At 58.9% G+C, this 22,296-nt stretch carries 20 protein-coding genes; 1 reads left to right on the plus strand and 19 read right to left on the minus strand.

All coding sequences use genetic code 11. The annotated features are described in order from the left end of the window. Positions 1-8: 8 nt before the first annotated feature. From WNE31_RS16825 to WNE31_RS16855, 7 genes are read right to left on the minus strand one after another with little or no spacing between them, the layout of a single operon-like run. Positions 9-896, minus strand: coding sequence for a lysophospholipid acyltransferase family protein (locus tag WNE31_RS16825; protein WP_349981113.1), 888 nt, complete (start codon positions 894-896; stop codon positions 9-11). A 29-nt stretch (positions 897-925) separates the two neighbouring features. Beyond that, the gene (locus WNE31_RS16830; protein ID WP_349981114.1) at positions 926-1,204 is read right to left on the minus strand and encodes an HPr family phosphocarrier protein; all 279 of its coding nucleotides are present in this window, start codon (positions 1,202-1,204) and stop codon (positions 926-928) included. Positions 1,205-1,208: 4 nt separating this feature from the next. Then, the gene (locus WNE31_RS16835; RefSeq protein ID WP_349981115.1) at positions 1,209-1,601 is read right to left on the minus strand and encodes a PTS sugar transporter subunit IIA; all 393 of its coding nucleotides are present in this window, start codon (positions 1,599-1,601) and stop codon (positions 1,209-1,211) included. After that, complete coding sequence (gene rapZ / locus WNE31_RS16840; protein WP_349981116.1) at positions 1,598-2,530, minus strand: RNase adapter RapZ; 933 nt, start codon at positions 2,528-2,530, stop codon at positions 1,598-1,600. Before rapZ ends, WNE31_RS16835 begins: the two co-directional genes overlap by 4 nt. A gap of 2 nt (positions 2,531-2,532) precedes the next feature. Further along, positions 2,533-2,982, minus strand: a complete 450-nt coding sequence (locus WNE31_RS16845) for an HPr kinase/phosphorylase (protein ID WP_349981117.1) — start codon at positions 2,980-2,982, stop codon at positions 2,533-2,535. Positions 2,983-2,985: 3 nt separating this feature from the next. After that, positions 2,986-4,707 (minus strand): sensor histidine kinase, encoded by a 1,722-nt coding sequence (locus WNE31_RS16850; RefSeq protein ID WP_349981118.1) that lies wholly within the window; start codon positions 4,705-4,707, stop codon positions 2,986-2,988. 9 nt (positions 4,708-4,716) lie between these two features. Then, a complete protein-coding gene (locus WNE31_RS16855; RefSeq protein ID WP_349981119.1) occupies positions 4,717-5,418 on the minus strand; it encodes a response regulator transcription factor in 702 nt (233 codons plus the stop codon). A gap of 361 nt (positions 5,419-5,779) precedes the next feature. Between WNE31_RS16855 and WNE31_RS16860 the strand changes: the two genes are divergently transcribed. Then, positions 5,780-7,378: a phosphoenolpyruvate carboxykinase gene (locus WNE31_RS16860; RefSeq protein ID WP_349981120.1), complete on the plus strand. Its 1,599-nt coding sequence runs from the start codon at positions 5,780-5,782 to the stop codon at positions 7,376-7,378. 81 nt (positions 7,379-7,459) lie between these two features. Here WNE31_RS16860 and WNE31_RS16865 read toward each other — a convergent pair whose 3' ends face one another. From WNE31_RS16865 to WNE31_RS16920, 12 genes are all read right to left on the minus strand, one after another. After that, the gene (locus WNE31_RS16865) at positions 7,460-8,848 is read right to left on the minus strand and encodes a bifunctional enoyl-CoA hydratase/phosphate acetyltransferase (RefSeq protein ID WP_349981121.1); all 1,389 of its coding nucleotides are present in this window, start codon (positions 8,846-8,848) and stop codon (positions 7,460-7,462) included. A 3-nt stretch (positions 8,849-8,851) separates the two neighbouring features. Next, positions 8,852-9,631, minus strand: a complete 780-nt coding sequence (gene fabI / locus WNE31_RS16870) for an enoyl-ACP reductase FabI (protein WP_349981122.1) — start codon at positions 9,629-9,631, stop codon at positions 8,852-8,854. Between the two features lie 2 nt (positions 9,632-9,633). Next, positions 9,634-11,340, minus strand: coding sequence for a PHA/PHB synthase family protein (locus WNE31_RS16875; protein ID WP_463407443.1), 1,707 nt, complete (start codon positions 11,338-11,340; stop codon positions 9,634-9,636). Positions 11,341-11,632: 292 nt separating this feature from the next. Beyond that, complete coding sequence (locus tag WNE31_RS16880; RefSeq protein WP_349981124.1) at positions 11,633-12,022, minus strand: RidA family protein; 390 nt, start codon at positions 12,020-12,022, stop codon at positions 11,633-11,635. Positions 12,023-12,091: 69 nt separating this feature from the next. Continuing rightward, a complete protein-coding gene (locus WNE31_RS16885) occupies positions 12,092-14,185 on the minus strand; it encodes a molybdopterin oxidoreductase family protein (RefSeq protein ID WP_349981125.1) in 2,094 nt (697 codons plus the stop codon). Between the two features lie 20 nt (positions 14,186-14,205). Then, positions 14,206-15,306: an acyl-CoA dehydrogenase family protein gene (locus WNE31_RS16890; RefSeq protein WP_349981126.1), complete on the minus strand. Its 1,101-nt coding sequence runs from the start codon at positions 15,304-15,306 to the stop codon at positions 14,206-14,208. A 4-nt stretch (positions 15,307-15,310) separates the two neighbouring features. After that, a complete protein-coding gene (locus WNE31_RS16895) occupies positions 15,311-16,489 on the minus strand; it encodes an acyl-CoA dehydrogenase family protein (RefSeq protein ID WP_349981127.1) in 1,179 nt (392 codons plus the stop codon). A 57-nt stretch (positions 16,490-16,546) separates the two neighbouring features. After that, positions 16,547-17,707 carry an ABC transporter substrate-binding protein gene (locus WNE31_RS16900; RefSeq protein ID WP_349981128.1) on the minus strand — a complete coding sequence of 387 codons (1,161 nt, stop codon included), beginning with the start codon at positions 17,705-17,707 and terminating at the stop codon, positions 16,547-16,549. Between the two features lie 69 nt (positions 17,708-17,776). Then, positions 17,777-19,663, minus strand: coding sequence for an AMP-dependent synthetase/ligase (locus tag WNE31_RS16905; RefSeq protein ID WP_349981129.1), 1,887 nt, complete (start codon positions 19,661-19,663; stop codon positions 17,777-17,779). Between the two features lie 2 nt (positions 19,664-19,665). Next, positions 19,666-20,439: an ABC transporter ATP-binding protein gene (locus WNE31_RS16910; RefSeq protein WP_349981130.1), complete on the minus strand. Its 774-nt coding sequence runs from the start codon at positions 20,437-20,439 to the stop codon at positions 19,666-19,668. Then, positions 20,436-21,200, minus strand: a complete 765-nt coding sequence (locus WNE31_RS16915) for an ABC transporter ATP-binding protein (RefSeq protein ID WP_349981131.1) — start codon at positions 21,198-21,200, stop codon at positions 20,436-20,438. The genes WNE31_RS16910 and WNE31_RS16915 overlap by 4 nt, the downstream gene beginning before the upstream one ends. Next, entirely contained in the window at positions 21,197-22,294 is a 1,098-nt protein-coding gene (locus tag WNE31_RS16920) for a branched-chain amino acid ABC transporter permease (RefSeq protein WP_349981132.1), read from the minus strand. Before WNE31_RS16920 ends, WNE31_RS16915 begins: the two co-directional genes overlap by 4 nt. Positions 22,295-22,296: the final 2 nt, after the last annotated feature.

The following is a 22,296-nucleotide window of genomic DNA, read 5'->3' on the forward strand; positions in this document are numbered from 1 at the left end:
TTTCGCGACTAGGACTGTTTCCCGAGATCCAGCGTATGCTGCCGCAGCCATGCCATGAACTGGCGCGGGCTTTTTTCCAAGAGCGCCATCTGCTCGTCATTCAGGGGCGCGCCGATGATCGGGGCCTGCGGTTTGTCGCAAGACCGCACAATTTCATGCAGCAACAGGCCCTGCCGCAGGGTCGGCGAAATCTGGCAGGCGATCTGGTATGCGCGGGAGTTGGAGCCCGGGAAGAAGATCGGCACCACGCGCGCGCCGGATTTGCGTATCATCTTTGCGGTAAAGACATTCCACTCGCGCTCAACCGGTTCACCGAACCAGCTGTCCGACGACATCACCACACCCGACGGAAACAGCGCCACGACCCCGTCATTGGCCAAGTGTTCCATCGCCTTGGCTCGCATCTCGACCATCTTGCGCTGTGCATCCGGGTCGTGGGGAAAGGGCACGGGGATCATGAAAGAGGTCGCCGCCTCATCAAGCCCCGTCAGAACCGACCGTGTCAGGATACGGTAATCTTCGCGGACGCGCCCAATCAGGTCGGCAAAAATCATGCCGTCAACCATACCATGCGGGTGGTTCGCCACTACGATCACCGGTCCCTCTTTGGGAATATTGGCCAGTTGCTCGGGCGGGGTCTGAAGCTCGATCCCCATGATGTTGAGCGCCCCGCGCCAGAACTTCTGACCGCGGTATTCGGCATTGTTCTTTTCGAACTGGTTGACCATCCGCAGGATCCGGAACTTGCCCGTCATCCATTCGATGGATTTGATCACGAATGACGTCCAGCGGTCATCAAAGCTGTTGGCATAGGTCAGCGTGCGGCGGTCATATACCTCGCCCTGTTGCTGCTGTGCAGCCACTTCCTGATCCTGTGCGGTCTGTGACACGTCCATGTTCCCATTCTCCGCCCGCGTTTCGGGCGTCAGACGCCTTCGCCGAACTTGTCGGCCACCAGCGCCTCGATTGCGTCCGCCAGCGGCGCCGCATCGGGACCCGAGGTTTCCACCTCGATCATCGTTCCCTTGGACGCTGCCAACATCAGCAATCCCATAATACTGTCTCCGCAAGCACTCAAGCCATCCTTGGACACTTCGGCTGCGGCATCGAACCCCTCGACCACCTCGACCAGCTTGGCAGAGGCGCGGGCATGCAGCCCTTTTTCGTTCACGATCTTGAGGGAACGGGTCACGCTTTGGGTCATGGGGTCAGTCCGTATTGATATTCTGGCTGTCGATATATTTCCTGCCCGCATCCAATGCAGCGCGCACCGCGTCTGGTACAGACAAATGCCTGCTCTTGGCAAGCTTGATCAACATGGGAAGGTTGGCACCGTACACGATGCGGCGATTGTCCGGTGCGCAGGCGCGTAGGCTCAGATTGGACGGAGAGCCGCCAAACATGTCCGTGACCACGACAACCCCGTCACCCTTGTCGACGGCATCGGCGGCGGCACAGATCTCGGCCTGTTTGGCGGGACGGTCATGTTCGGTTTCGATGGTGATGGCGCGGATTCCGGATTGTGACCCGACAACATGTTCCACGGCTGCCAGGTATTCCCGCGCCAACCCGCCATGTGCCACGATCACGATCCCGATCAATTCCGACTATCCTTGTCTTGCGCCTCGAATTCCGACCGTTCCAGGCGTTTTGCCTGCCGGTCCAATTCTCGATGCCTAATTGACACTTGCCAGCCCCGAGTTGCAAGGGCTTCTGCAAGAGTTTCCGCTGCAAAAACCGACCTATGTTGCCCGCCGGTACACCCAAAACCGATCGAGAAATGCGCGCGCCCTTCGGCGACATAGGCCGGAAGCAGCATGTCCAGCATTTCGGTCAGTTTCTGCATGAAAGGGTCAAAACGGTCATCCCCGCCGACATAATCCGCCACTTCGGGATTCGTGCCGTTCAACCCGCGCAGGTCAGGGTTCCAATACGGGTTGCGCAGGAAGCGGCAGTCAAACACGGTATCCACCCCCATGGGCAGCCCGCGTTTATAGCTGAAAGACTGCACCGTCAGGGCAAGGCGCGGCGCCCCTTCGGATACGAACCAGCGTTCGATCTCCGTGCGCAGTGCATGTGGGGTGAGCTCGCTCGTGTCGATCAGAATGTCAGCGCTGGCCTTGATGGGTTCCAGAAGATCAAGTTCGCGGTTGATCCCGTCGAGCGGGCTTTCGGCGGGGGCCAGCGGGTGTCTCCGGCGAGTCTCGCTATAGCGGCGCTGCAAGACCCGGGGCTGGCAGTCGAGATAGAGAAGCTCGGGGGCAATTCCCGGGGTACGGTGCAGCATTTCCATCGCGGCCATAAGCGTGGCCTGTGAAAAATCGCGGTTGCGCACATCGACTCCAAGAGCCAACGGCATGGACTGTCGCGAGACCGTGACCAGATCTTCCAGCAGACCCAGAGGCAGGTTGTCGATGGCCTCGTACCCCGCGTCTTCCAGCGCCTTGATCGCGGTGGACCGCCCCGCACCGGACGGGCCGGTCACGAGAACCAGTTTCTGCAACTTCGAGGATGACGCGTGCGAGCTCATGCTCAGGCCTCTCTGCCATGTGCGAGATATTGAAGAATGGCTGGGGCAAAATGTGGTGCGTCGACCCGATGAAGCAAGGGGACGGATTGCCCCAGAATCTGTGTTTCGCGTCTCTCGGGCAAACGTTCGGTTTCATCAGCATCCAAGTCTATGACCAGCGCAACGGGGGTTGGCCCCGCCGGCAAGGCGCGCAGAATCCCGACGCCCCGCGCCTCGATCAATCCTCGCAAAGGTTCCGGCGCATCCGCCATCACACCATCACGCCCGCGCCAGAGCACGGTGCGGTCATCTGAAACGAGATCAGCCCCAAGGGACAAGAGGTGCAGCGCCAGAGTTGACTTGCCTGCGCCGGATTTTCCCTGGATCAACGCCGCGCGGCCATGACAGGCGACACAAGACGCGTGAAGATTAAGACCGTCCTGTTCACCCTGCGACGACCGCTGTTGCCTCATGGGTCAGACCGGCAGCCCCACCACAAAACGGGCGCCCAGTGGCTCGGATGTGATGTCGGCGTCGGTGGGGCGGATGTTTTCGGCCCAGATCACGCCGCCATGCGCCTCGACAATCTGTTTCGAAATCGCCAAACCAAGGCCAGAGTTGTTGCCGAACTGCTCTTCAGGGCGCTGCGAATAGAAGCGGTTGAAGATTTTGTTCAGGGCCTGATCAGGAATGCCGGGGCCGGTATCTTCGACCACGACAAGCACGCGGTTTTCGCGACGACGGGCCCAGATACGGATGGCGTCGCCGTCTTCGCAGAAGCTGATTGCGTTGGTGATAAGGTTCACGAACACCTGCGCCAGACGTGCCTCAAGCCCCCGGATATCAATCGGGTTTTCGGGCAGGTCGGTGATAAAGTCGATCCCCTTGCTGCGGGCATCCTCGCCAAGATACTGCGCGATATTGTTCAGCATATTCAGAAGGTTGAACACCTCTTCTTCTTCCTTGACCAGTTCACTGTCAAGGCGCGAGGCATTCGAAATATCGCTCACCAGCCGGTCAAGACGGCGGACATCGTGGTCGATCACATCCAGCAGTTTCTCGCGGTGCTCTTCCTTTTTGACCATGCGCAACGACCCCACTGCCGAGCGCAGGCTGGCCAGCGGGTTCTTGATCTCGTGCGCCACGTCAGCGGCAAACTGTTCGTTGCTGTCGATCCGGTCATAGAGGGCCGACACCATGCCGCGCAACGCGCCGGACAGGCGTCCGATTTCGTCGGGGCGCGCCGTGAGGTCGGGGATCCGCACACGTCCCGGATTTACGGTGCGCGCGTTGTTGTTATCACGCCCGATTTCCGCCGCAGCGGCAAGGTCGGACAGAGGATTTGAAATCGTAGAGGCGAGAACCATCGACAGGCCGATCGACACAACCGTGGCAATCAGGAACATTTGCAACACGCGTTCGCGTTCGCTGCGGACCCACTGGTCCAGTTCTCCGGCCGCGCTGGTCAGGACCACCGTGCCGACCATGGCGCCGTTGTGTTCAAGAGGCACGCCGACGGCGAAAATCGTTCTGTTTTCCGGGCCTTTCATGGTGGTGAGGACCTCACCTTCGGCCGCGACCTGTTCGGCAAGGGCCGACGCCTGATCCATGATGCTGGGCAGGTTATAGATGACATCATCACCTTCGCCCGCGACAAGCCCCCAGACCCAGTTTAACGCGCTGGTAAAGGGCGTGCCCTGTGGCCGTTCCGAGAAAACCTCGGCGGCTTCGGCGCTTTCCGTGCCACGCGCGGTCCCGACAAGGGCTTCATTGCCGTCAAAGACATAGACATGTGTGCCCTCGCGCAGAGGCAGCACATCCAGCGTGCCATCCACGTCAATCCCGTCGCCCGTGACCATGTTGACCGGAGCACCGGACGGCATCTGGGCCACGAAAGCACCGGAAATCAGGCGTGCTTCGGACATAAGTCCAGCGGCGCGCTGCACGGCAAGACTGTCTCGGGCCGAATTGAGATAGAGAATCCCCGCAACCAGCACGCAAAGCGCAATCAGGTTGAACGTGATGATCTTGCGGGTCAGGGGCGACTTGCTTAACGGCAAAAGGCGCCGACGCTCTCGGCGCCCGCGCATCTCGCTCTCGACGTTGGCCTCGGGCGCGACCCAGTCATCGCCCAAAACTACATCACCGTCCCGTCCTTGGGCAACCTCGCGCACGTCTATCCTCTCGGCCAGAGCCATGTCCGGCCCTTATTCTTCGTTGTACCTATACCCGATCCCGTAAAGTGTCTCAATTGCCGAGAACTCGGGATCTGCAGTACGCATCTTCTTGCGCAGACGCTTGATATGGCTGTCAATCGTACGGTCATCCACATAGACCTGATCGTCATAGGCGACGTCCATGAGCTGATCGCGGCTTTTCACGAAACCGGGGCGTTGGGCCAGCGCCTGCAAAAGCAGGAACTCGGTCACGGTCAGGGTCACATCATTACCCTTCCAACTGACCGAATGGCGCAGCGGATCCATCACCAGATCACCGCGGGTCATCACCTTGGTTTCTTCGGTATCGGCCACGATGTCGCCATCAAACGCCTCTTGGCGGCGCAGAAGGGCGCGGATGCGTTCGACCAGAAGACGCTGCGAGAAGGGTTTCTTGACGTAATCGTCCGCCCCCATGCGCAGCCCAAGCACTTCGTCGATCTCGTCGTCTTTCGACGTCAGGAAGATGACCGGCATCTGGGTTTTCTGGCGCAGTCGCTGCAACAGGTCCATGCCGTCCATGCGGGGCATCTTGATGTCCAGCACGGCCATATCGGGCAATTTCTTGTTGAACGCGTCCAGCGCCTGCTGACCGTCATTATAGGTTTCGACCTCAAATCCCTCTGCCTCGAGGGTCATGGACACAGACGTCAGGATATTCCTGTCATCGTCCACCAAAGCGATTTTAGACATTGGTATGTCCTCTCAACTGCTCGTTTTTATTGCCTGCTTTTTGCGTCATTATGGGGCTTTGGACGTGGTTTTAGCAATCCCAAAACGCGAATCAGGCGGTAAACCCTGCTTATTGCAGCCAGATTTTCGTTACGAATGGCTAAAATGACTCACCTTTCTGGGCGGTTTTTCACCGATCCGGCCCGTGGTGGCGTTAACATCCAGTTGGTTGCGCTAACTGCGTTAAAGCGTCCTGTTCAATCTCGAATGCGTCATGTTAAGACCCCGCCACCGGGCGCATTGCCCGTGAAATGACTGCGGGGTCCACCTCGCGAATATCTAGCACCGCCGCCTCATACGAGCCGGCTACAGGAGTTTGACTATGACATTTGGACGGGTAAACCCGCAATTCCGCCTCGAAGATCAAGGGATCGAAGGGCTGGGCAATGTCTATTATAACCTCATGGAGCCCGCGCTGATCGAAGCCGCGCTCAAAAAGGGCGAAGGCACGCTGGGCAACGGCGGTGCATTCCTCGTGTCGACCGGCAAATTCACCGGCCGTTCGCCCAAGGACAAGCACGTCGTCAAAACCGACAGCGTTATCGACACCATCTGGTGGGAGAACAACGCCGAGATGTCGCCCGAAGGGTTCGACAACCTTTATGCCGATATGCTCGAGCATATGAAGGGTGGCGAGTATTACGTGCAGGATCTGGTTGGCGGTGCCGACCCCAAACACGCGATCAACGTGCGTTTCGTGCAGGAACTGGCGTGGCACAACCTGTTCATCCGTCACATGATGCGCCGCCCCGACCGCGAGGACCTGAACGACTTTACCGCTGACTTCACCGTCATCAACTGCCCGTCGTTCCAGGCCAACCCCGAGCGCCACAACTGCCGTTCGGAAACCGTGATCGCGATGAACTTCGACAAGAAGATGATCCTCATCGGCGGCACCGAATATGCCGGTGAGAACAAGAAGTCGATCTTTACCCTGCTGAACTATCTGCTGCCCGAAAAAGGCATCATGCCGATGCACTGCTCAGCCAACCACGCCAATGACAACCCGGTCGATACCGCCGTGTTTTTTGGCCTGTCGGGAACCGGCAAAACCACCCTGTCGGCAGATCCGTCGCGCACCCTGATTGGTGACGATGAACATGGCTGGTCGGACAACGGCACCTTCAACTTCGAAGGCGGCTGCTATGCCAAGACCATCAGCTTGAACCCCGAGGCCGAGCCGGAAATCTATGCGACCACGTCGAAATTCGGCACCGTGATCGAGAACATGGTTTACGACGAAGAGACCAAGGAACTCGACTTCGAAGACGACAGCCTGACCGCCAACATGCGCTGCGCCTATCCGCTGCACTACATCTCGAATGCTTCGGACACTGCTATCGGCGGCCACCCGAAGAACATCATCATGCTGACCTGTGACGCATTTGGTGTTCTACCTCCGATCGCCCGTCTGACCCCGGCGCAGGCGATGTACCACTTCCTGTCTGGCTTCACCTCGAAAGTGGCCGGCACCGAGCGCGGCGTGACCGAACCCGAGCCGACCTTCTCGACCTGCTTTGGCGCGCCCTTCATGCCGCGCCGCCCGGAGGAATACGGCAACCTGCTGCGTGAGAAGATCGCCCAGCACGGCGCGACCTGCTGGCTGGTCAACACCGGCTGGACCGGCGGCGCTTATGGCACTGGATCGCGGATGCCGATCCGTGCGACCCGCGCGCTGCTGACCGCCGCTTTGGAAGGTACGCTGAACGATGTCGAATTCCGCAAGGATCCGAACTTTGGCTTTGAAGTGCCCGTGAACGTGCCCGGTGTGGCCGAGGTCCTGCTGGACCCGCGCCGCACCTGGGACGATGGCGATGCCTATGATCGTCAGGCGGCCAAGCTGGTTGAGATGTTCTCGAACAACTTCGAGCAGTACCTGCCCTATATCGATGCAGACGTGAAAGCCGCGGCAATCGGCTGATCCTGATCGGATTGCAGGAAAACAAAGAAGCCCCGGATCAGGCCGATCCGGGGCTTTTTGTTTGAACCACAATGGTCGCGCTTAATGGGTGATGCTTGCCCGTTTCTGCTGCTGCATCAATACGGCAAGTGCGGATGACGCGATCTTGGAACGTGCACTGTCTGCGCGGCCATTGACAAGGATCGGCACGCGCGCGCCTAGAATAATGCCTGCCGCCTCGGCCCCCGCCAGATGCACCAGTTGTTTGGCGATGACATTGCCCGCCTCAAGCCCGGGCGCGACCAGAACATCCGCCTCGCCCGCAACACCCGGGCGCCCCGAGAACCTTTTCGCCATGGCCTTGGAAATGGCGGTATCAAACGCCATTGGTCCATCCAGAACCCCGCCCGTAATCTGGCCGCGCTGCGCCATCTTGCACAGGGCAGCTGCGTCAATCGTCGCGGGCAGGTCGGGCGTGACTTCCTCAAAGGCGGACAAAAGCGCCACCTTGGGCGTGTCGATCCCCAACGCCGTCGCCAGCAGGATCGCGTTCTGGATGATGTCCTGCTTGGTTTCGAGGGTAGGTTTGGTGTTGACCAGACCATCGGTCACAATCAGCGGTTTGGCATAGCCCGGCACATCCAGCGCAAATGCGTGGCTCATTACCCGCTCGGTCACAAGCGCCGGCTGGACCGCCTTCAGCAGGGCCCGCACTCTCGCGGTGCCTTCGTCTATTGCATCCACCTCGCCCGCCACGGCCATTGCGACCGCCTGCGCCGTCGCCTCGCGGACCGACACCGCGTCCACGATCTGCACCCCGTTCAGGGTTTCCCCAATCTCGTCGGCGGTGTCGCGGATATCTTCTTCGGATCCGATTAGCACCGGTAGGGTCAAGCCCTGATGGTAGGCATCCATCACCCCGTTCAGGGCACGCGGCGTGGTTGGTGCAATGACGGCAACCCGCAGGCTCTGGGCCGATTGCGCGGCATGGATCAGCCGGTCGTAGGCGGCCCCGTGATGGTGCAGATGCACATCCGGCAAATGCGTCCGCGGGCGGCGGATTTTCTTGGTGGGGGCAATGACCTCGGCCTCGCCCTTGATCACCGGTTTGCCCGCCTCGTTCAGACATTCGCAAGCCAAGCGCACATGGGCATTCTCGGGGTTCTTGTCAGTGACGGTCACAACCACGCGAATGCGGTCTCCCAACCCGACGGGTTTACGGAAACTCAGCGACTGGTTGAGGTAGATCGTGCCTGGTCCGGGCAGTTCCGTACCAAGCACCGCAGAAATCAGCGCCCCGCCCCACATCCCGTGCGCAATCACCTTGTGAAAGATCTCGCCCTCGGCAAATTCGCGGTCCAGATGCGCGGGGTTGATGTCGCCCGACATGATCGCGAACAGGTCAATGTCGCGTTCGGTCAAAACACGTTCGACCTCGGCATGGTCGCCGATCTGGATTTCATCAAAAGTCCGGTTCTCGATAAACTGCATGGCTCAGGACATCACGTGATAGCCGCCGTCAACATACATGATGTTGCCGGTCATGGCGCTGGATTGATCTGACAAAAGGCAAAGTGCGGACTGTCCCACCTCTTCGATGGTGACAAGCCGGCGCAGGGGGGCGCGCGTTTCCGCATGCCGGGCCAGGTCGTCGAAATGTTCAATCCCGCTGGCAGCACGCGTCATCAGAGGGCCGGGCGAAATCGCATTAACCCGGATGCCCTGCGGCCCAAGTTCGGACGCCATATAGCGTGTCAGGCTTTCCAACGCGGATTTCACAGGCCCCATCACGTTGTAATGGTCGACGACCTTTTCCGCCCCGTAGTAGGTGACGGTCAGAAGACTGCCACCGTTTTCCAGCATCAGCGGCTCGGCCAGTTTCGCAAGGCGTGCAAAGGAATGGACCGAGATATCCATGGCTTGCAAAAATCCCGCCTTGGAACTGTCCGTCACGCGACCGTGCAGGTCGTCTTTTGGACAAAAGGCAATCGAGTGCACGAGGAAATCAAGCCGTCCCCACGTCTTCGCAATGTCATCGAAAACCTGCGCCATCTGCGCATCATCGATCACATCCAGCGGCAAAAGCATTTTCGCTCCGCACGTCTCGGCCACCGGGGCCACGAAGGGTTTGGCCTTGTCCGACAGATACGTCAGGGCAAGTTCTGCCCCCGCGTCAGACAGCACACCGGCAATTCCGGCAGCGATAGAGTGTTCGTTGGCAACCCCGACGATCAGTCCGCGCTTGCCTTGCAAAAAACCGTTTTGTAGCGACATGGTTACTCCATCATCACATAGGTGCCCGGCGCATCGCACAGCGCCTTGCCCATTTTAGGAGGCGCGACGGCGTCGCCCTGTTGCTGGGTCTTGAGCCATTCGGCCCATTCCGGCCACCAAGACCCATCCTTGAGGTCCGCGACCTTTTCCCACTGCGCAGGCGGCAGGTAATGGTCTGAGTCCTTGCTGGAATGGATGCGATAGTGGCGACGCGGGTGCCCCGGTTCGCTGACTACACCGGCGTTGTGGCCGCCATTGGTCAACACGAAGGTCACCGGAGAATGAGTCAGTTGCTCGACCTTATAGGCCGATTTCCACGGGGCCACGTGGTCAGTCTCGGTACCGACGCTGAAAATCGGGATGCGGATGTCATAAGGTGTGACGGGATCATCCCCAACCATGAACTTGCCTTCGGCAAACCGGTTCTCAAGGAACATGCGGCGCAGGTATTCGGAATGCATCCGGTATGGCATCCGCGTGGTGTCGGCATTCCACGACATCAGATCGTTGTAGCGGGGCTTTTCGCCCATCAGGTATTCGTGCTGGATGCGCGACCAGACAAGGTCGGTCGAGCGTAGCAGTTGGAATGCCCCGGACATCTGGGTCGCGTCCAGATACCCCTCTTTCCACATCATATCTTCAAGGAAGGACACCTGGCTTTCGTTGATGAACAACATCAATTCGCCCGCATCAGTGAAATCCATCTGCGCGGCAAACAGCGTCATTGAGGCAAGGCGAGCATCACCATCGCGCGCCATTGCCGCCGCCGCGACACTCAGCAGCGTCCCGCCAAGGCAATAACCTGCCCCGTGGATACGCTGAGAGCCGGTGATCTTCTGGATTTCGTCTAGGGCCGCCATCGGCCCCATGCGCCGGTAATCGTCAAACCCGAGATCCCGATCCTCGGCAGTCGGGTTGCGCCACGAGATCATGAAGACGGTGTAGCCTTGCTCGGTCAGGTATTTGACCATCGAATTCTCGGGGCTGAGATCAAGAATATAGTACTTCATGATCCAAGCTGGCACGATCAGCACCGGCTCGGGCTGGACCTTGTCCGTGGCCGGTTCGTATTGGATCAGTTCCATCAGGTGGTTGCGATAGACCACCTTGCCCGGCGTCACGGCGAGGTTTTCACCGACGCGGTATTCCGATTCTCCGCCCAGCCGTTCATGCAGCACCGCGCCTTTCATATCATTGAGATAATTCTGGAAACCGCGCGCGAGATTGGCGCCATTTTCCTCGACCGTTTTCTCGATGATTTCAGGATTGGTCAGGGGGAAGTTGGCGGGCGACATAGCATCAAGCACCTGCCGCGCGGCAAAGCCGACAGCCTTTTCGTTGGCTGCACTTACGCCGTGGATGCCGGTGGTGGCCTCTTCCCACCACTGCTGCGCCAGAAGAAACGCTTCTTTATAAGCACCAAAGGGTTTGGCATCCCAATCAGGATGCCGGAAGCGGCGGTCCTTCTTGCCCTCTGTCACACAGTGTTTTTCGCCGTGAGACATGGCGCACTGCATCAGGAAACGCTGGTATTCGGCCCATTTCTCAAGCGCGCTGATCCCAAGCTCGGCCCGCTTGCCCGGCGACGCCGCCAGATGCAGCGCCCAATCTGCATAGACCATCCCCAGCGCTGCAGGCGACAGCCCGCCCGTCATGCTGCTCAGGGCTGCGTGTGCTGCCGTATCCATGGTTTCCGCGATCTCGGCCATGGTGTCATGTGACGTACGGGTTTCGGGGTCTTTTTGGGTCACGATGGGGCGTTTGGTCATCTGCGGCTTCCGGCTGGTCTCTATCTCGGCTCTCAGGCACAGTTTCTGCACCTGCAAACATTCTATAGCGTGATCTAAGTGCAGATTTTATGACGTGAATGCGTCAACTAATTCAGCATAACGGCAATGCATCTGACGCATGGATGAATGCCCGCTTTCCCGGCATATCCGAGAAGGCTGGTCGCTTTCATAGCAATCAGAGAAGCAAAAAGCCCGTTGCATGCCCCTGCCGTCAGGCGCTTTCGGCGGCCATGACCTCAATCTCAACCACGAATTCTGGCTTGGTGAACCCTGAAACCACCATCAGGGTCGAGGCCGGCAAAACCGGCACACCGTCAAGATAGCGGTCGCGCACGGCCATGTATCCCGCCATATGCTCTCTGGCGGTGACAAAGGCGTTGATCCGCAGGATATCCGCGCGGTCCAACCCCGCCTCGGCCAGAATAGCATCAATATTGCCGAAACAGATTTCGGCCTGCGCCGCGCTGCCGTCGGGAATCTGCCCGTCCTTGTCGATCCCCAACTGACCGCTGGTCAGCACCAACCGCCGCGGGGAGACTTCAACGCCGTGGCTATAATTGGCAAAGGGCGGCGCAATCGTGTCAGGGGTCAGGGCTTTCATCAGGGTCTCCAAAAGAAAGGGGGGCGGTCCGAGAATGCCCCAGACCGCCCTCATTGTCCTGCCCTAATTTCAACTCGCCAGTTCGACCGAGACCGGCACGCCATTGAAGGCTGCATTACCGCTGACCGGATCAAGCCGCGTATCATCCGTCAGATCGTTGATCGACACGGTGCCAACCTCTGCGGCGGTACGGATATGCCCGTTTTTCTGTCCCCAGCCCTGCGGGATTGAAACCACGCCCGGCGCCATCTCGTCCGTCACTTCGGCGGGCATCGCCACTGCGCCCACCCGTGCCCGGACAATCACCTGTTCCGCGTCCCGGATGCCAAGACGCGCCGCATCCTCGGGGTTGACCTGCACGGTGCAGCGGTTACGCCCTTTCACAAGGCGGTTGCTGTTCTGGGTCCAGCTGTTGTGGCTGCGCACCTGCCGCCGTCCGATCATCATCAGCGGAAACGCCTCTGACACAGGCGATTGAAAGGCCAGAAGCCGCGGCAAATCCTCGACAAACGCCTCGGGGGCAAGGTTCAGGCGCCCGTCCGGCGTTTCCATCCGCCCTTTGAGGCTGGGCTTTAGCGGCCCCAGATCAACGGGAGTGCCTGCCGCCAAAAGACCGTCAACCGACACCGTGTCGCCGTGATAGCCGCGCGGCAACAACGCCCCGAGCACCGTGGTCGGGTCGGGGCCGATATCGTTGGCCCCGGTCAGACCCGCGGCCAGGCGGGCGATCACTTCCCATTCCTGCGGATTGCCCTCTGGCGGATCGAAAAGCGCAGGCGCAAACCCGGCGGTGTTGCGCACGGCAAAGGTATGAAAGACCATGTCATACATCACTTCTTCCAGCGCGACCGTCCCGGGGAGGATCAGGTCGGCATGCCGCGTGGTATCGTTGATGTGAATGTCGACCGAGAGCATGAAGTCGAGCCCTTCCAGCCCCTTTTCGATCCGCCGTCCGTTGGGCGCAGTCAGCACGGGGTTTCCCGCCACCGTGACCATCGCCCTGATCTGCCCGTCACCGGGGGTTTCCATTTCTTCGGCCATGACCGAAATCGGGAACTCTCCGTTATAAAGCGGCTGACCAGAGACGCGAGACCGCTTCTCGGGGTAAGACCGCTTTTGTCCCTTGCGACTGGTCATGCCGACGTAGTCCAGCGCGGGCGTCGTAAACATCGCGCCGCCGGCACTGTCAAAGTTTCCTGTGATGATGTTCAACCCGTTGTTCGCCCACTGACACAAGGTGCCGAAACTCTGGGTCGAAGCGCCCATGCGAGCATAGCACACCGCCGACTTTGCCTCTGCAAAATCACGCGCCAACTGTCGGATGACCCCGGCCTCGATCCCTGTCATTTCGGCTGCTTTTTCGGCGGTGAACGGCGCCACGGCGGCCTGTAACCGGTCGAGACCGTCCACGACATCGACCAACGTCCCAAGATCGACCAGTCCCGCTGCAAAGACCTCGTGAATCATTGCAAACATCAGGAAAGCGTCAGTTTCAGGTTTGATGAACAGGTGTTCACTGGCCCGCTCTGCTGTTTCGGTCCGGCGCGGATCAATCACCACAACACGGCCACCGCGGGCCTTAATCTCGTCCATACGCTTGCCAAAACCCGGCGCGGTCATCATCGACCCGTTCGACACGAGCGGATTGCCCCCGATGATCACCATGAAATCTGTGCGCTCAACATCCGGCACAGGAATGAGCATCGGATGGCCTAGCATATGGATCGAGGCCACGTGATGCGGGATCTGATCCGCCGTGGCCGATGAATACCGGTTGGTGGTACCCAGCGCCTTGACCAGACGCGGCAGATTCAGAAGGTTGCCGAACTTGTGCGCATTGGGGTTGCCCAGATACACCGCTACGGCATCCCGCCCGTGTGCGGCCTGCACCTGTTGCAGTCGCTCCACCGCATAATCGAACGCCTCGTCCCAGCTGATTTCAACGAAGTTTCCGCTCACCTTTTTCAGCGGCTTGGTCACGCGGTCGGGATCGACACGGAAGTCTTGCAAAGCCACGGCCTTGGGGCAGATATGCCCGCGCGACAGCGGGTCGTCGGGATCGGGTTTCACAGACAGGACATCCTTGCCATCATGCGTGATGATCAGGCCGCACATGGCTTCGCAAATGTTGCAGCTACGGTGATGGGTCATGGTCTGGGTCATGGGATCGCTCGCTTTCCGGATCAAAGGCCGCGCGCACGCAGCAGCCATTCAGCATGGCAACTTGCGTCACCCAAGTATTCGCTGCAGGCGCGTGCCTTTTTCATGAACAGGCCAATGTCCAGCGCATCGGTCATGCCGATGCCACCATGCATCTGCACTGCTTCGCGAACCGCGAGACTCGCGGTCTTGGCCGCCTTGGCCTTGGCCACACGCGACAGACGTTCGGCCTCGTCCTCCCCTGCGTCAATCGCCTTGAGCGCCGCCGCGATCACCGCTTCGGTGGTCTGGATCTGGGTATAAAGATCCGCCGCACGGTGTTGCAGCGCCTGAAACCTCGACAGGGTCACGCCGAACTGTTTGCGCTCTTTGAGATAGGCCACGGTGCGCTCCGCCGCCTCTTTGGACACCCCAACCAGTTCTGCAGCGCCTACGGCACGCCCGACACGCAACGCCGCCCCAAGGGCTGCTTCTGCATCTTCCCCGCGCGCCAGCAACGCCGCGCCATCGACCTGCACCGCGTCTAGCGTCAGGTTTGCCGCGTCGCGATTGTCCAGCGTCTTGACCGGATCCACTTGAACCCCGCCGGTTGAAGGGTCGAGAAGCAACAGGGCCATACCGTCTTCGGTCATGGCAGTCACAATCAGGCGGTCGGCCGCCCCGCCATCGCAAACAAACCGTTTTGTACCATTCAGTACAAACCCGTTACCCGACGCCTCGGCGCGTGTACCAATCATGTCAGGTCGGTGCTTGATATGCTCGTCCATGGCAAGCGCGACAACCGCCTCGCCCGATGCGATCCGTCCGGCCCACTCGGTTTCCTCGACACTGCGCAGCACGGTCGCCGCCATCACAGCCGAGGACAGGAATGGCGATGTCGTCAGGTTGCGCCCCATCTCTTCAGCAACAAGTCCGGCGGCCTGCGCGCCCATGTCGACCCCGCCCGCGGCCTCGCTTGTGAGCATCCCGAACCAGCCCATTTCAGCCATCTCGCCGTTCAGTGCCGGATTGCCGGTGCGACCCGCGTCGCGTTGGGTGCGCAGAGCCTGGACCGATGCTTTCTCCGCAAGGAAACCCGCCGCCATGTCGCGGACCATTTTCTGTTCTTCTGTCAACAAAATCATAATCTTACCCCAGTTCCAGAACCGCCTTGGACAGAATGGAGAGCATCACCTCAGAGGTACCCCCTTCGATCGAGTTGCCCTTGGAGCGTAACCAGAGCGATGCTTTCTCATGGCCCTCGGCATGGGTGAAATCCCATTCGAGCGCCTCAAGCCCGCCGGTTTCCATAATCAGTTCCTGACGCCGCTTATTGAGTTCGGTGCCTGTGTATTTCAGCGTGGCCGATTGCACGCCCAACTGCTGCCCCGCGCGCATCCACTCCTTGGCACGGGCCAGTTCCGCATCGAACGCCATTTCATCAATCAGGAAATCCGCGATCTTCCCCCGCAGAACAGGATCGTCCAACTGTTTGTTTTCATTGAGGCCAATCGCCTCTCGCGCCACCTGAACCAGGTCTTCAGATCCGAACAAAGCCGCGTCGGACGCCCCGATCATTTCGCGTTCGTGGGTAAGCAAATACTTGGCTACGGTCCAGCCTTTGCCACGCTCTCCGACGATCTGATCCTTGGGGACTTTCACGCCGTCAAAGAAGGTTTCGCAAAACGGCGACGATCCCGAAATCAGTTTGATCGGCTTTGTGCTGACACCTTCGCTGGCCATGTCGAACAGAAGGAAGGAAATGCCTTCGTGTTTCGGCGCGTCCGGTTCCGTGCGCACGAGGCAGAAGATCCAGTCTGCTTTGTCGGCATATGACGTCCAGATTTTCTGACCAGTGACTTCGAAATAGTCTCCGCAATCCACGCCTTTGGTCTGCACACCTGCCAGATCCGAGCCTGCACCGGGTTCAGAATACCCCTGACACCAGCGGATTTCGCCTCGCGCAACCTGCGGTAAATAATGACGTTTTTGTTCTTCGGTGCCGAATTCCAGCAGCGCCGGGCCCAACATCCAGATTCCAAAACTTTGCAAAGGCGGGCGCGCATTGATCCGCGCCATTTCTTCTTTCAGGATGCGCTGTTCATCCCCATTCAGGCCTCCACCGCCATATTCCACTGGCCAATCCGGCACGGTCCAACCTTTTTCGGCCATCACGTTCAGCCAGTCCCGCTGTGCGTCCGACTGAAACTGCCAGTTGCGCCCGCCCCAGCATACATCCGCCTCGGTCATGGGTTGCCGCATGTCCGGCGGGCAATTCTCCTCCAGCCACGCACGCGTTGCGGCGCGGAAGTTCTGCAAATCCGTCATGATGTCACCTGATGTCTTGTTGCGGGCGCCCACCATAGGGCGCCCGCGATAAGGTCTTTACTCTTCGTAGACCTTTTTCCATTTGCCGTTTTCAACGACCGAAACGTAAACCGAGTCTGCGCCCTGATGGTCATCGGGGCCATAGGTCATTTTGTTGCCGACAAGGTCATCCTGATAATCCAACGACTCCATTGCGGAGATGAACGATTCATGGGTCAGATCAGGGCCGGCTTTTTCAAGCGCCATGACCGTCATCTTGGCGGCGGCATAGCCGAGCATCGAGAAGCCGACAGGGTCTTTGCCGGTTGCGGCCTTGTATTCCTCGATAAAGGCTTTGGGCGCAGGCTCATCCGCGCGAGCCCAGAGATCCTGCCACGACGCCGCGGCATAGAAACCTTCGGTCACACCACCGGGCACACCGGCTACAACGGTCAGGAAGCTGGCGGAGGTCCCTAGGAACTTCATGTCAGCCAGACCCATTTTCTTGGCGGTCGCCACAACGGTGATGGCCTGACGGACCGGGATACCGACAACAACAATCTCGCAACCCGCTTCGTTCAGCTTGGACAGCGACCCGACAAAGTCACCTTCGTCCGGCTTGTGCGTGGTTTCAGTGACAAAGCTGAGACCGGCTTCTTTTACACCGGCATGAGCACCTTCAAGGATTTCCTTACCGAAATCGGTCGGCAGGTACATGGCGCAGACGTTCTGGCCGCCAAATTCCTTGTTCAGGTATTTCACACCAACCCGCGCCTGATCATAGTAGGACGAGAACGACGTGAACTTGTTGTCCATCGGGTCTTGCAACATCTGACGCGCAGCCGTCAGGGGAGCCACGTTGGGAATGCCGATCGGGTCGAGCAACTTAAAACCCGCCATGTTCATCGGAGTGCCCAGTGATTGCAGCATCATGAATGCCTTGTCGCGTTTCAGGAGCTTGTTATAGCCCTGCATCGCACGCGGCAGCTGATAGCCGTGATCCTCGGTGATGAAGCGAATGGTCCGTCCATGCACCCCCCCTGCGGCATTGACCTTGTCGAAATAGAGGTTGGCCCCCCGCATTGCAGGTTCACCCACCGCAGCGAACACACCAGACAGGTCGCTGACCGACCCGATGACGATCTCGGTGTCCGTGACACCTTGTGTTTCGGCCGAAGCCATCGACGCGGCAGCGGTCAGACCCGCAGCAAGCGTCACCTTCTTTACCAAACTCTTCATGTTTTTCCTCCCGTTGGTAATTCTGATTTTTTGCGTTTCCGAATTCTAGTATTTTTGCGTTTCCGAATTCTAGTACATGTCCTCGATCAGGTGGGCGTGGGCCTTTTCGACATAGCTCCGCTTGAGCTTCATCGTGGCCGTCAGCTCTTCGTCTTCTGCCGTCAGCAGCACGTCGATCAGGCGGAAATCCTTGATCTGTTCGACGCGGGCGAATTCCTTGTTCACCGCCTGAACTTCACGGTCGATAAGGTCTTTCACCTCTTTGGCCGCACAGAGCGATGCGAAATTCGAGAACGGCACCTTCCTGTCCTGAGCGTATTTCTCGACGTTCTCCTGATCAATCATAATCAGCGCCGTCAGGTATTTGCGACGGTCCCCGATGATGACCGCGTCCGAGATATAGTGCGAAAACTTCAGGCGGCTTTCGATCTCGGCGGGGGTGATGTTCTTGCCCCCGGCGGTGATGATGATGTCCTTCAAACGCCCGGTGATGGTGATATAGCCATCCTCGTCCATCCGCCCGACATCGCCGGTGCGCAGCCAGCCGTCATCGGTAAAGGTCTCGGCGGTTTTCTCGTTATTGCGCCAGTACCCTTGGAAGTTGTTGGCACCACGCGTCTGGATTTCGCCATCCTCGGCAATCCGAACGTCGTATCCCGGGATGGGCGTGCCGATGGTACCCACCTTGTTTTCCATACGGGTGTTCATCGTGGCCAGACCCGAGGTCTCTGTCATGCCATAGCCCTCGACCATCGGCACCCCGATAGACCAGTACCATTTCAGCAACTCCGGCGAGATGGGCGCAGCACCGGTACCGGCACGGCGCATGTTATCCAGCCCCAGCATCCGGCGCAGGTTGTGCAGGACAAGCTTGTCCCAGATCCAGTAATTCGCCGCCACACCTGCTGGCACGGGTTTGGCCTGCATCATGTATTCGGCGCGCGCCATGCCTGCCTTGATCGCCATGCCATAGGCCGCGCGCCCCAAGGGCGTGGCTTCCTGTACGAGGATCAGAACCTGTGAGTAGATCTTTTCCCAAACCCGTGGCACGGCGGTGAACGTGTCGGGAGAGACTTCCTGCAGATTGTTGAACACCGTTTCTGGGCTTTCCGCAAAGTTCACAACACATTTTGCAGCCAGTGGGAAATAAATTGAAACATCCCGTTCCAAGATGTGACAGAGCGGCAGGAAGCACAGCTGGTTGTCCGTCTCAAGGCATTGTAGACGCCGTGCGCCAGCCTCGATCGCTGCCATGATGTTTTCGTTGCCAAGCATGGCGCCCTTGGGCATGCCCGTGGTGCCCGAGGTATAAATCAACAGCGCCGTGTCCGTCGGCTGGGCCTTGGCGATTTCCTGTTCGAACACGCCGGGCTCCTCGGCATCTGCCGCTTTTCCGATATCGTAAAGCTGGTCGATCAAAAGGCATCGGGGGTGGTCAAGATCGTGCAACCCCTCGTCTTCAAGGATGATTACCTTCAGAAGGCCGGGCACATCGCTCTCGATCTGGAGGAACTTATCGAGTTGTTCTTCGTTCTCGACAATCAGGAAGCGGCTGTCGCTGTCATTGACGAGGTATTTCAACTGAGCCGCCGAGTCGGTGGTATAGACACCCGAGGCGATCCCTCCGACCGACTGGATTCCCATGTCGAAATAGGCCCATTCCTTGCGGTCTTCTGAAAGGATCGAGACAACCTCTCCCCGTTTCAGACCCAGCTTGCGCAGGCCCATGCCGATCCATTTGGCGTGGGTCCAGTAATCGTTCCAAGTGTAGTCTTTCCAGATACCAAGGTCTTTTTCGCGGTGAACGGTACGATCCCCCAGCGCCTTGCAGCGCTTTTCGAACAGGGCCGGAATTGTGTAACAACCATCCACCTGAATGGGGCGCTGGCCCGCCTCGGCGTTGTAGGTGACACCGTTGATCACAGTCGTACGGGGCATGTTTGCAGTATCCAGCATGTTTACCTCCACGTCTTCTTGCGTTTCCAGCGACGCTCTTCGCGCGCGCCCTCTTCTTGAACACCCAGATAAAAGTTCTGAATGTCCTCCGAGGCCATCAACTCATCCGCCGTGCCGTCCATCACGATCCGGCCCACCTCCATGACATAACCATCATGGGCCAGCTCAAGCGCGGCACTGGCGTTCTGTTCAACCACCATCATCGTCATGTTCTGCTCTTCATTCAGGCGTTTCAGGATACCAAAGATTTCCTGCACCAAGAGGGGGGACAGTCCCAGAGACGGTTCATCCAGCAGCATCAGTTTAGGGTTGGCCATGAGGCCGCGGCCAATGGCCAGCATCTGCTGTTGCCCACCCGACAACGTGCCCGCTTCCTGACTGCGGCGCTCCTTGAGGATCGGGAAATAGCTGAACACCATTTCACGGTCCTGTTCGATCCCGGCCTTGTCGTTGCGGGTATAGGCCCCGAGGCTAAGATTTTCGTCTACGGTCAGAAGCGGGAAAACCTCGCGCCCTTCGGGCACGTGCACAATGCCACGGTCCACCACCTTGTGCGGTTCTTGCCCCTGAATTTCATCGCCTTCGAATGTAATCGTCCCTTTTTCAGGGTCCATCACGCCCGAGACGGTTTTCATCAGGGTGGTCTTGCCTGCGCCATTGGCGCCGAGGATCGACACCACACGGCCAGGGTGCACATCCAGCGACACACCTCGAATGGCCATGATCGGGCCATAAAAGCTTTCGACGTTTCGGATTTTCAGTACGGGTTCACTCATGCTGCATGCCCCAGATATGCTTCGATCACGGCCGGATCCGACTGCACTTCGGCAGGTGTCCCTAGGGCCAGCTTCGCGCCATCGGCCATGGCAAGAACGCGGTCAGACACCCCCGAGACCAGCCCCATGTCATGTTCGACCATCAAAACGGTAATACCCATCTGGCGACGGATATCGTCAATCCACCACCGCATATCGGTGGTTTCCTCGACCGACAGACCCGAGGCTGGTTCATCCAGAAGCAACAGCTTGGGATCGGTGGCCAGTGCGCGGGCTACCTCGACCACCTTGCGCACCCCATAGGGCAAACCCGCAATGCGTTTTTCGCGGTAGGCCTGCAGATCAAGGAAATCGATGATCTCTTCCACGAAATGGCGGCTTTGCAGTTCCTGCTTCTTGACGGAGGGCGTGAAAAACAGCTCGGTCAGGAAGTTCGACTTGCGGTGACGGTGACGGCCAACCAACAGGTTTTCCAGTACGGTCGCCTGTTCGAACAGTTCGATGTTCTGGAAGGTCCGCGCCACGCCATGGTCTGCAACATCCGACGCTTTCTCGGCGAGCAGGTCATGCCCATCAAAGACGATGCTGCCCTGGATCGGCGTGTAGAACCGCGAGATCAGGTTGAACACGGTGGATTTGCCCGCGCCGTTGGGACCGACAATGGCAAAGACCTCGCCCTGCTGGACAGTGAAGGAAAGGTTATCCACCGCCGTCAGCCCGCCAAACTTCAACGTCACGTTTTCGATTTCTAAAAGGCTCATCTCAGACGCTCCGTTTTCAGGTAGGATTTCTGACGTTTGAACATGTCCTTGCGATAGAACGGGAACAGCTCGAACCATGTGCGGATCTTGAACCAGCGCCCGTAAATGCCCATCGGTTCAAACAGGATAAACAGGATCAGGATCACGCCGAAGACACCGAATTCCAACCCCGGAATGGCGACATCCGCACCGCCCAAAGCGGCCCCCACCCATTCTTTCGAGATCGACAGGAACTGCGGCAGGAAGCCCACGACAATAGCGCCGAAAAACGCCCCGTGGATGGATCCAAGGCCCCCAATCACGATCATCATCAGAAGCTGGATTGAAATGATGACACTGAAGGTTTCGTTGTTGAACGCCCCGGCAAACAGCCCCATCAAGGCACCCGCTAGCCCGGTGACACCACAGGAGATGGCGAATGAAATCGCCTTGGTGCGGGCCACGTCGATGCCCATCGCCTGAGCCGACACTTCAGAGTCGCGCACAGCGATAAAGCTGCGGCCCAGAGGCGCTCGCAGCAGGTTGATATAGCCGAGCGTCACCACAACGGCCACGACAAGACAGAGGTAATAGAATTCGCGCGGGGTGCCCCAACGGTCGATCATGATGCCAAAGACGTTCACGGGCGGCGCAAATTTCCCGCCGACGCCACCGGTCCACGGTTCGGTCAGAACGATGATGTCATCAACAAGGATCGACATCGCCATCGTTGCAATCGCGAGGTAGATGCCGTGCAACCGAAGTGCGGGAATGGCGATCACCATCCCGATGATTCCCGTCAGGATCCCGGCCAGGGGGAAGGCCAGCATGAAGGGCACGCCGGATTCGATCAGGATGATATTGGCATAACACCCCATGGCAAGAAACGCGGCATGGCCAAGGCTCGCCTGACCGGTGTGGCCCGTCAGGATCATCAGGCCAAGCCCCGCGATGGCCCAGATCAGAACATTGGTCAGTTCGCCAAGATAGAACTCGTCAATGACGAAGGGTGCAGCAAACACCACCGCCAGAAGGATCAGGTACAACGACAGTTGATATCCATCCTTCCAAGGGCGGATGTCCTGCATGTAGTTGGTTTTGAATACAATACGCATGG

This window comes from Shimia fortis, assembly GCF_040225985.1.
In the GTDB taxonomy this organism is placed as follows: Bacteria; Pseudomonadota; Alphaproteobacteria; order Rhodobacterales; family Rhodobacteraceae; genus Shimia.

Excerpts from the sequence above, each read along its gene's own strand:
- WNE31_RS16825 (WP_349981113.1), bottom strand. The coding sequence starts at position 896 with ATGGACGTGTCACAGACCGCACAGGATCAGGAAGTGGCTGCACAGCAG.
- WNE31_RS16830 (WP_349981114.1), bottom strand. The coding sequence starts at position 1,204 with ATGACCCAAAGCGTGACCCGTTCCCTCAAGATCGTGAACGAAAAAGGG.
- rapZ (WP_349981116.1), bottom strand. The coding sequence starts at position 2,530 with ATGAGCTCGCACGCGTCATCCTCGAAGTTGCAGAAACTGGTTCTCGTG.
- WNE31_RS16845 (WP_349981117.1), bottom strand. The coding sequence starts at position 2,982 with ATGAGGCAACAGCGGTCGTCGCAGGGTGAACAGGACGGTCTTAATCTT.
- WNE31_RS16850 (WP_349981118.1), bottom strand. The coding sequence starts at position 4,707 with ATGGCTCTGGCCGAGAGGATAGACGTGCGCGAGGTTGCCCAAGGACGG.
- WNE31_RS16855 (WP_349981119.1), bottom strand. The coding sequence starts at position 5,418 with ATGTCTAAAATCGCTTTGGTGGACGATGACAGGAATATCCTGACGTCT.
- WNE31_RS16860 (WP_349981120.1), top strand. The coding sequence starts at position 5,780 with ATGACATTTGGACGGGTAAACCCGCAATTCCGCCTCGAAGATCAAGGG.
- WNE31_RS16865 (WP_349981121.1), bottom strand. The coding sequence starts at position 8,848 with ATGCAGTTTATCGAGAACCGGACTTTTGATGAAATCCAGATCGGCGAC.
- fabI (WP_349981122.1), bottom strand. The coding sequence starts at position 9,631 with ATGTCGCTACAAAACGGTTTTTTGCAAGGCAAGCGCGGACTGATCGTC.
- WNE31_RS16875 (WP_463407443.1), bottom strand. The coding sequence starts at position 11,340 with ATGGCCGAGATCGCGGAAACCATGGATACGGCAGCACACGCAGCCCTG.
- WNE31_RS16880 (WP_349981124.1), bottom strand. The coding sequence starts at position 12,022 with ATGAAAGCCCTGACCCCTGACACGATTGCGCCGCCCTTTGCCAATTAT.
- WNE31_RS16885 (WP_349981125.1), bottom strand. The coding sequence starts at position 14,185 with ATGACCCAGACCATGACCCATCACCGTAGCTGCAACATTTGCGAAGCC.
- WNE31_RS16890 (WP_349981126.1), bottom strand. The coding sequence starts at position 15,306 with ATGATTTTGTTGACAGAAGAACAGAAAATGGTCCGCGACATGGCGGCG.
- WNE31_RS16895 (WP_349981127.1), bottom strand. The coding sequence starts at position 16,489 with ATGACGGATTTGCAGAACTTCCGCGCCGCAACGCGTGCGTGGCTGGAG.
- WNE31_RS16900 (WP_349981128.1), bottom strand. The coding sequence starts at position 17,707 with ATGAAGAGTTTGGTAAAGAAGGTGACGCTTGCTGCGGGTCTGACCGCT.
- WNE31_RS16905 (WP_349981129.1), bottom strand. The coding sequence starts at position 19,663 with ATGCTGGATACTGCAAACATGCCCCGTACGACTGTGATCAACGGTGTC.
- WNE31_RS16910 (WP_349981130.1), bottom strand. The coding sequence starts at position 20,439 with ATGAGTGAACCCGTACTGAAAATCCGAAACGTCGAAAGCTTTTATGGC.
- WNE31_RS16915 (WP_349981131.1), bottom strand. The coding sequence starts at position 21,200 with ATGAGCCTTTTAGAAATCGAAAACGTGACGTTGAAGTTTGGCGGGCTG.
- WNE31_RS16920 (WP_349981132.1), bottom strand. The coding sequence starts at position 22,294 with ATGCGTATTGTATTCAAAACCAACTACATGCAGGACATCCGCCCTTGG.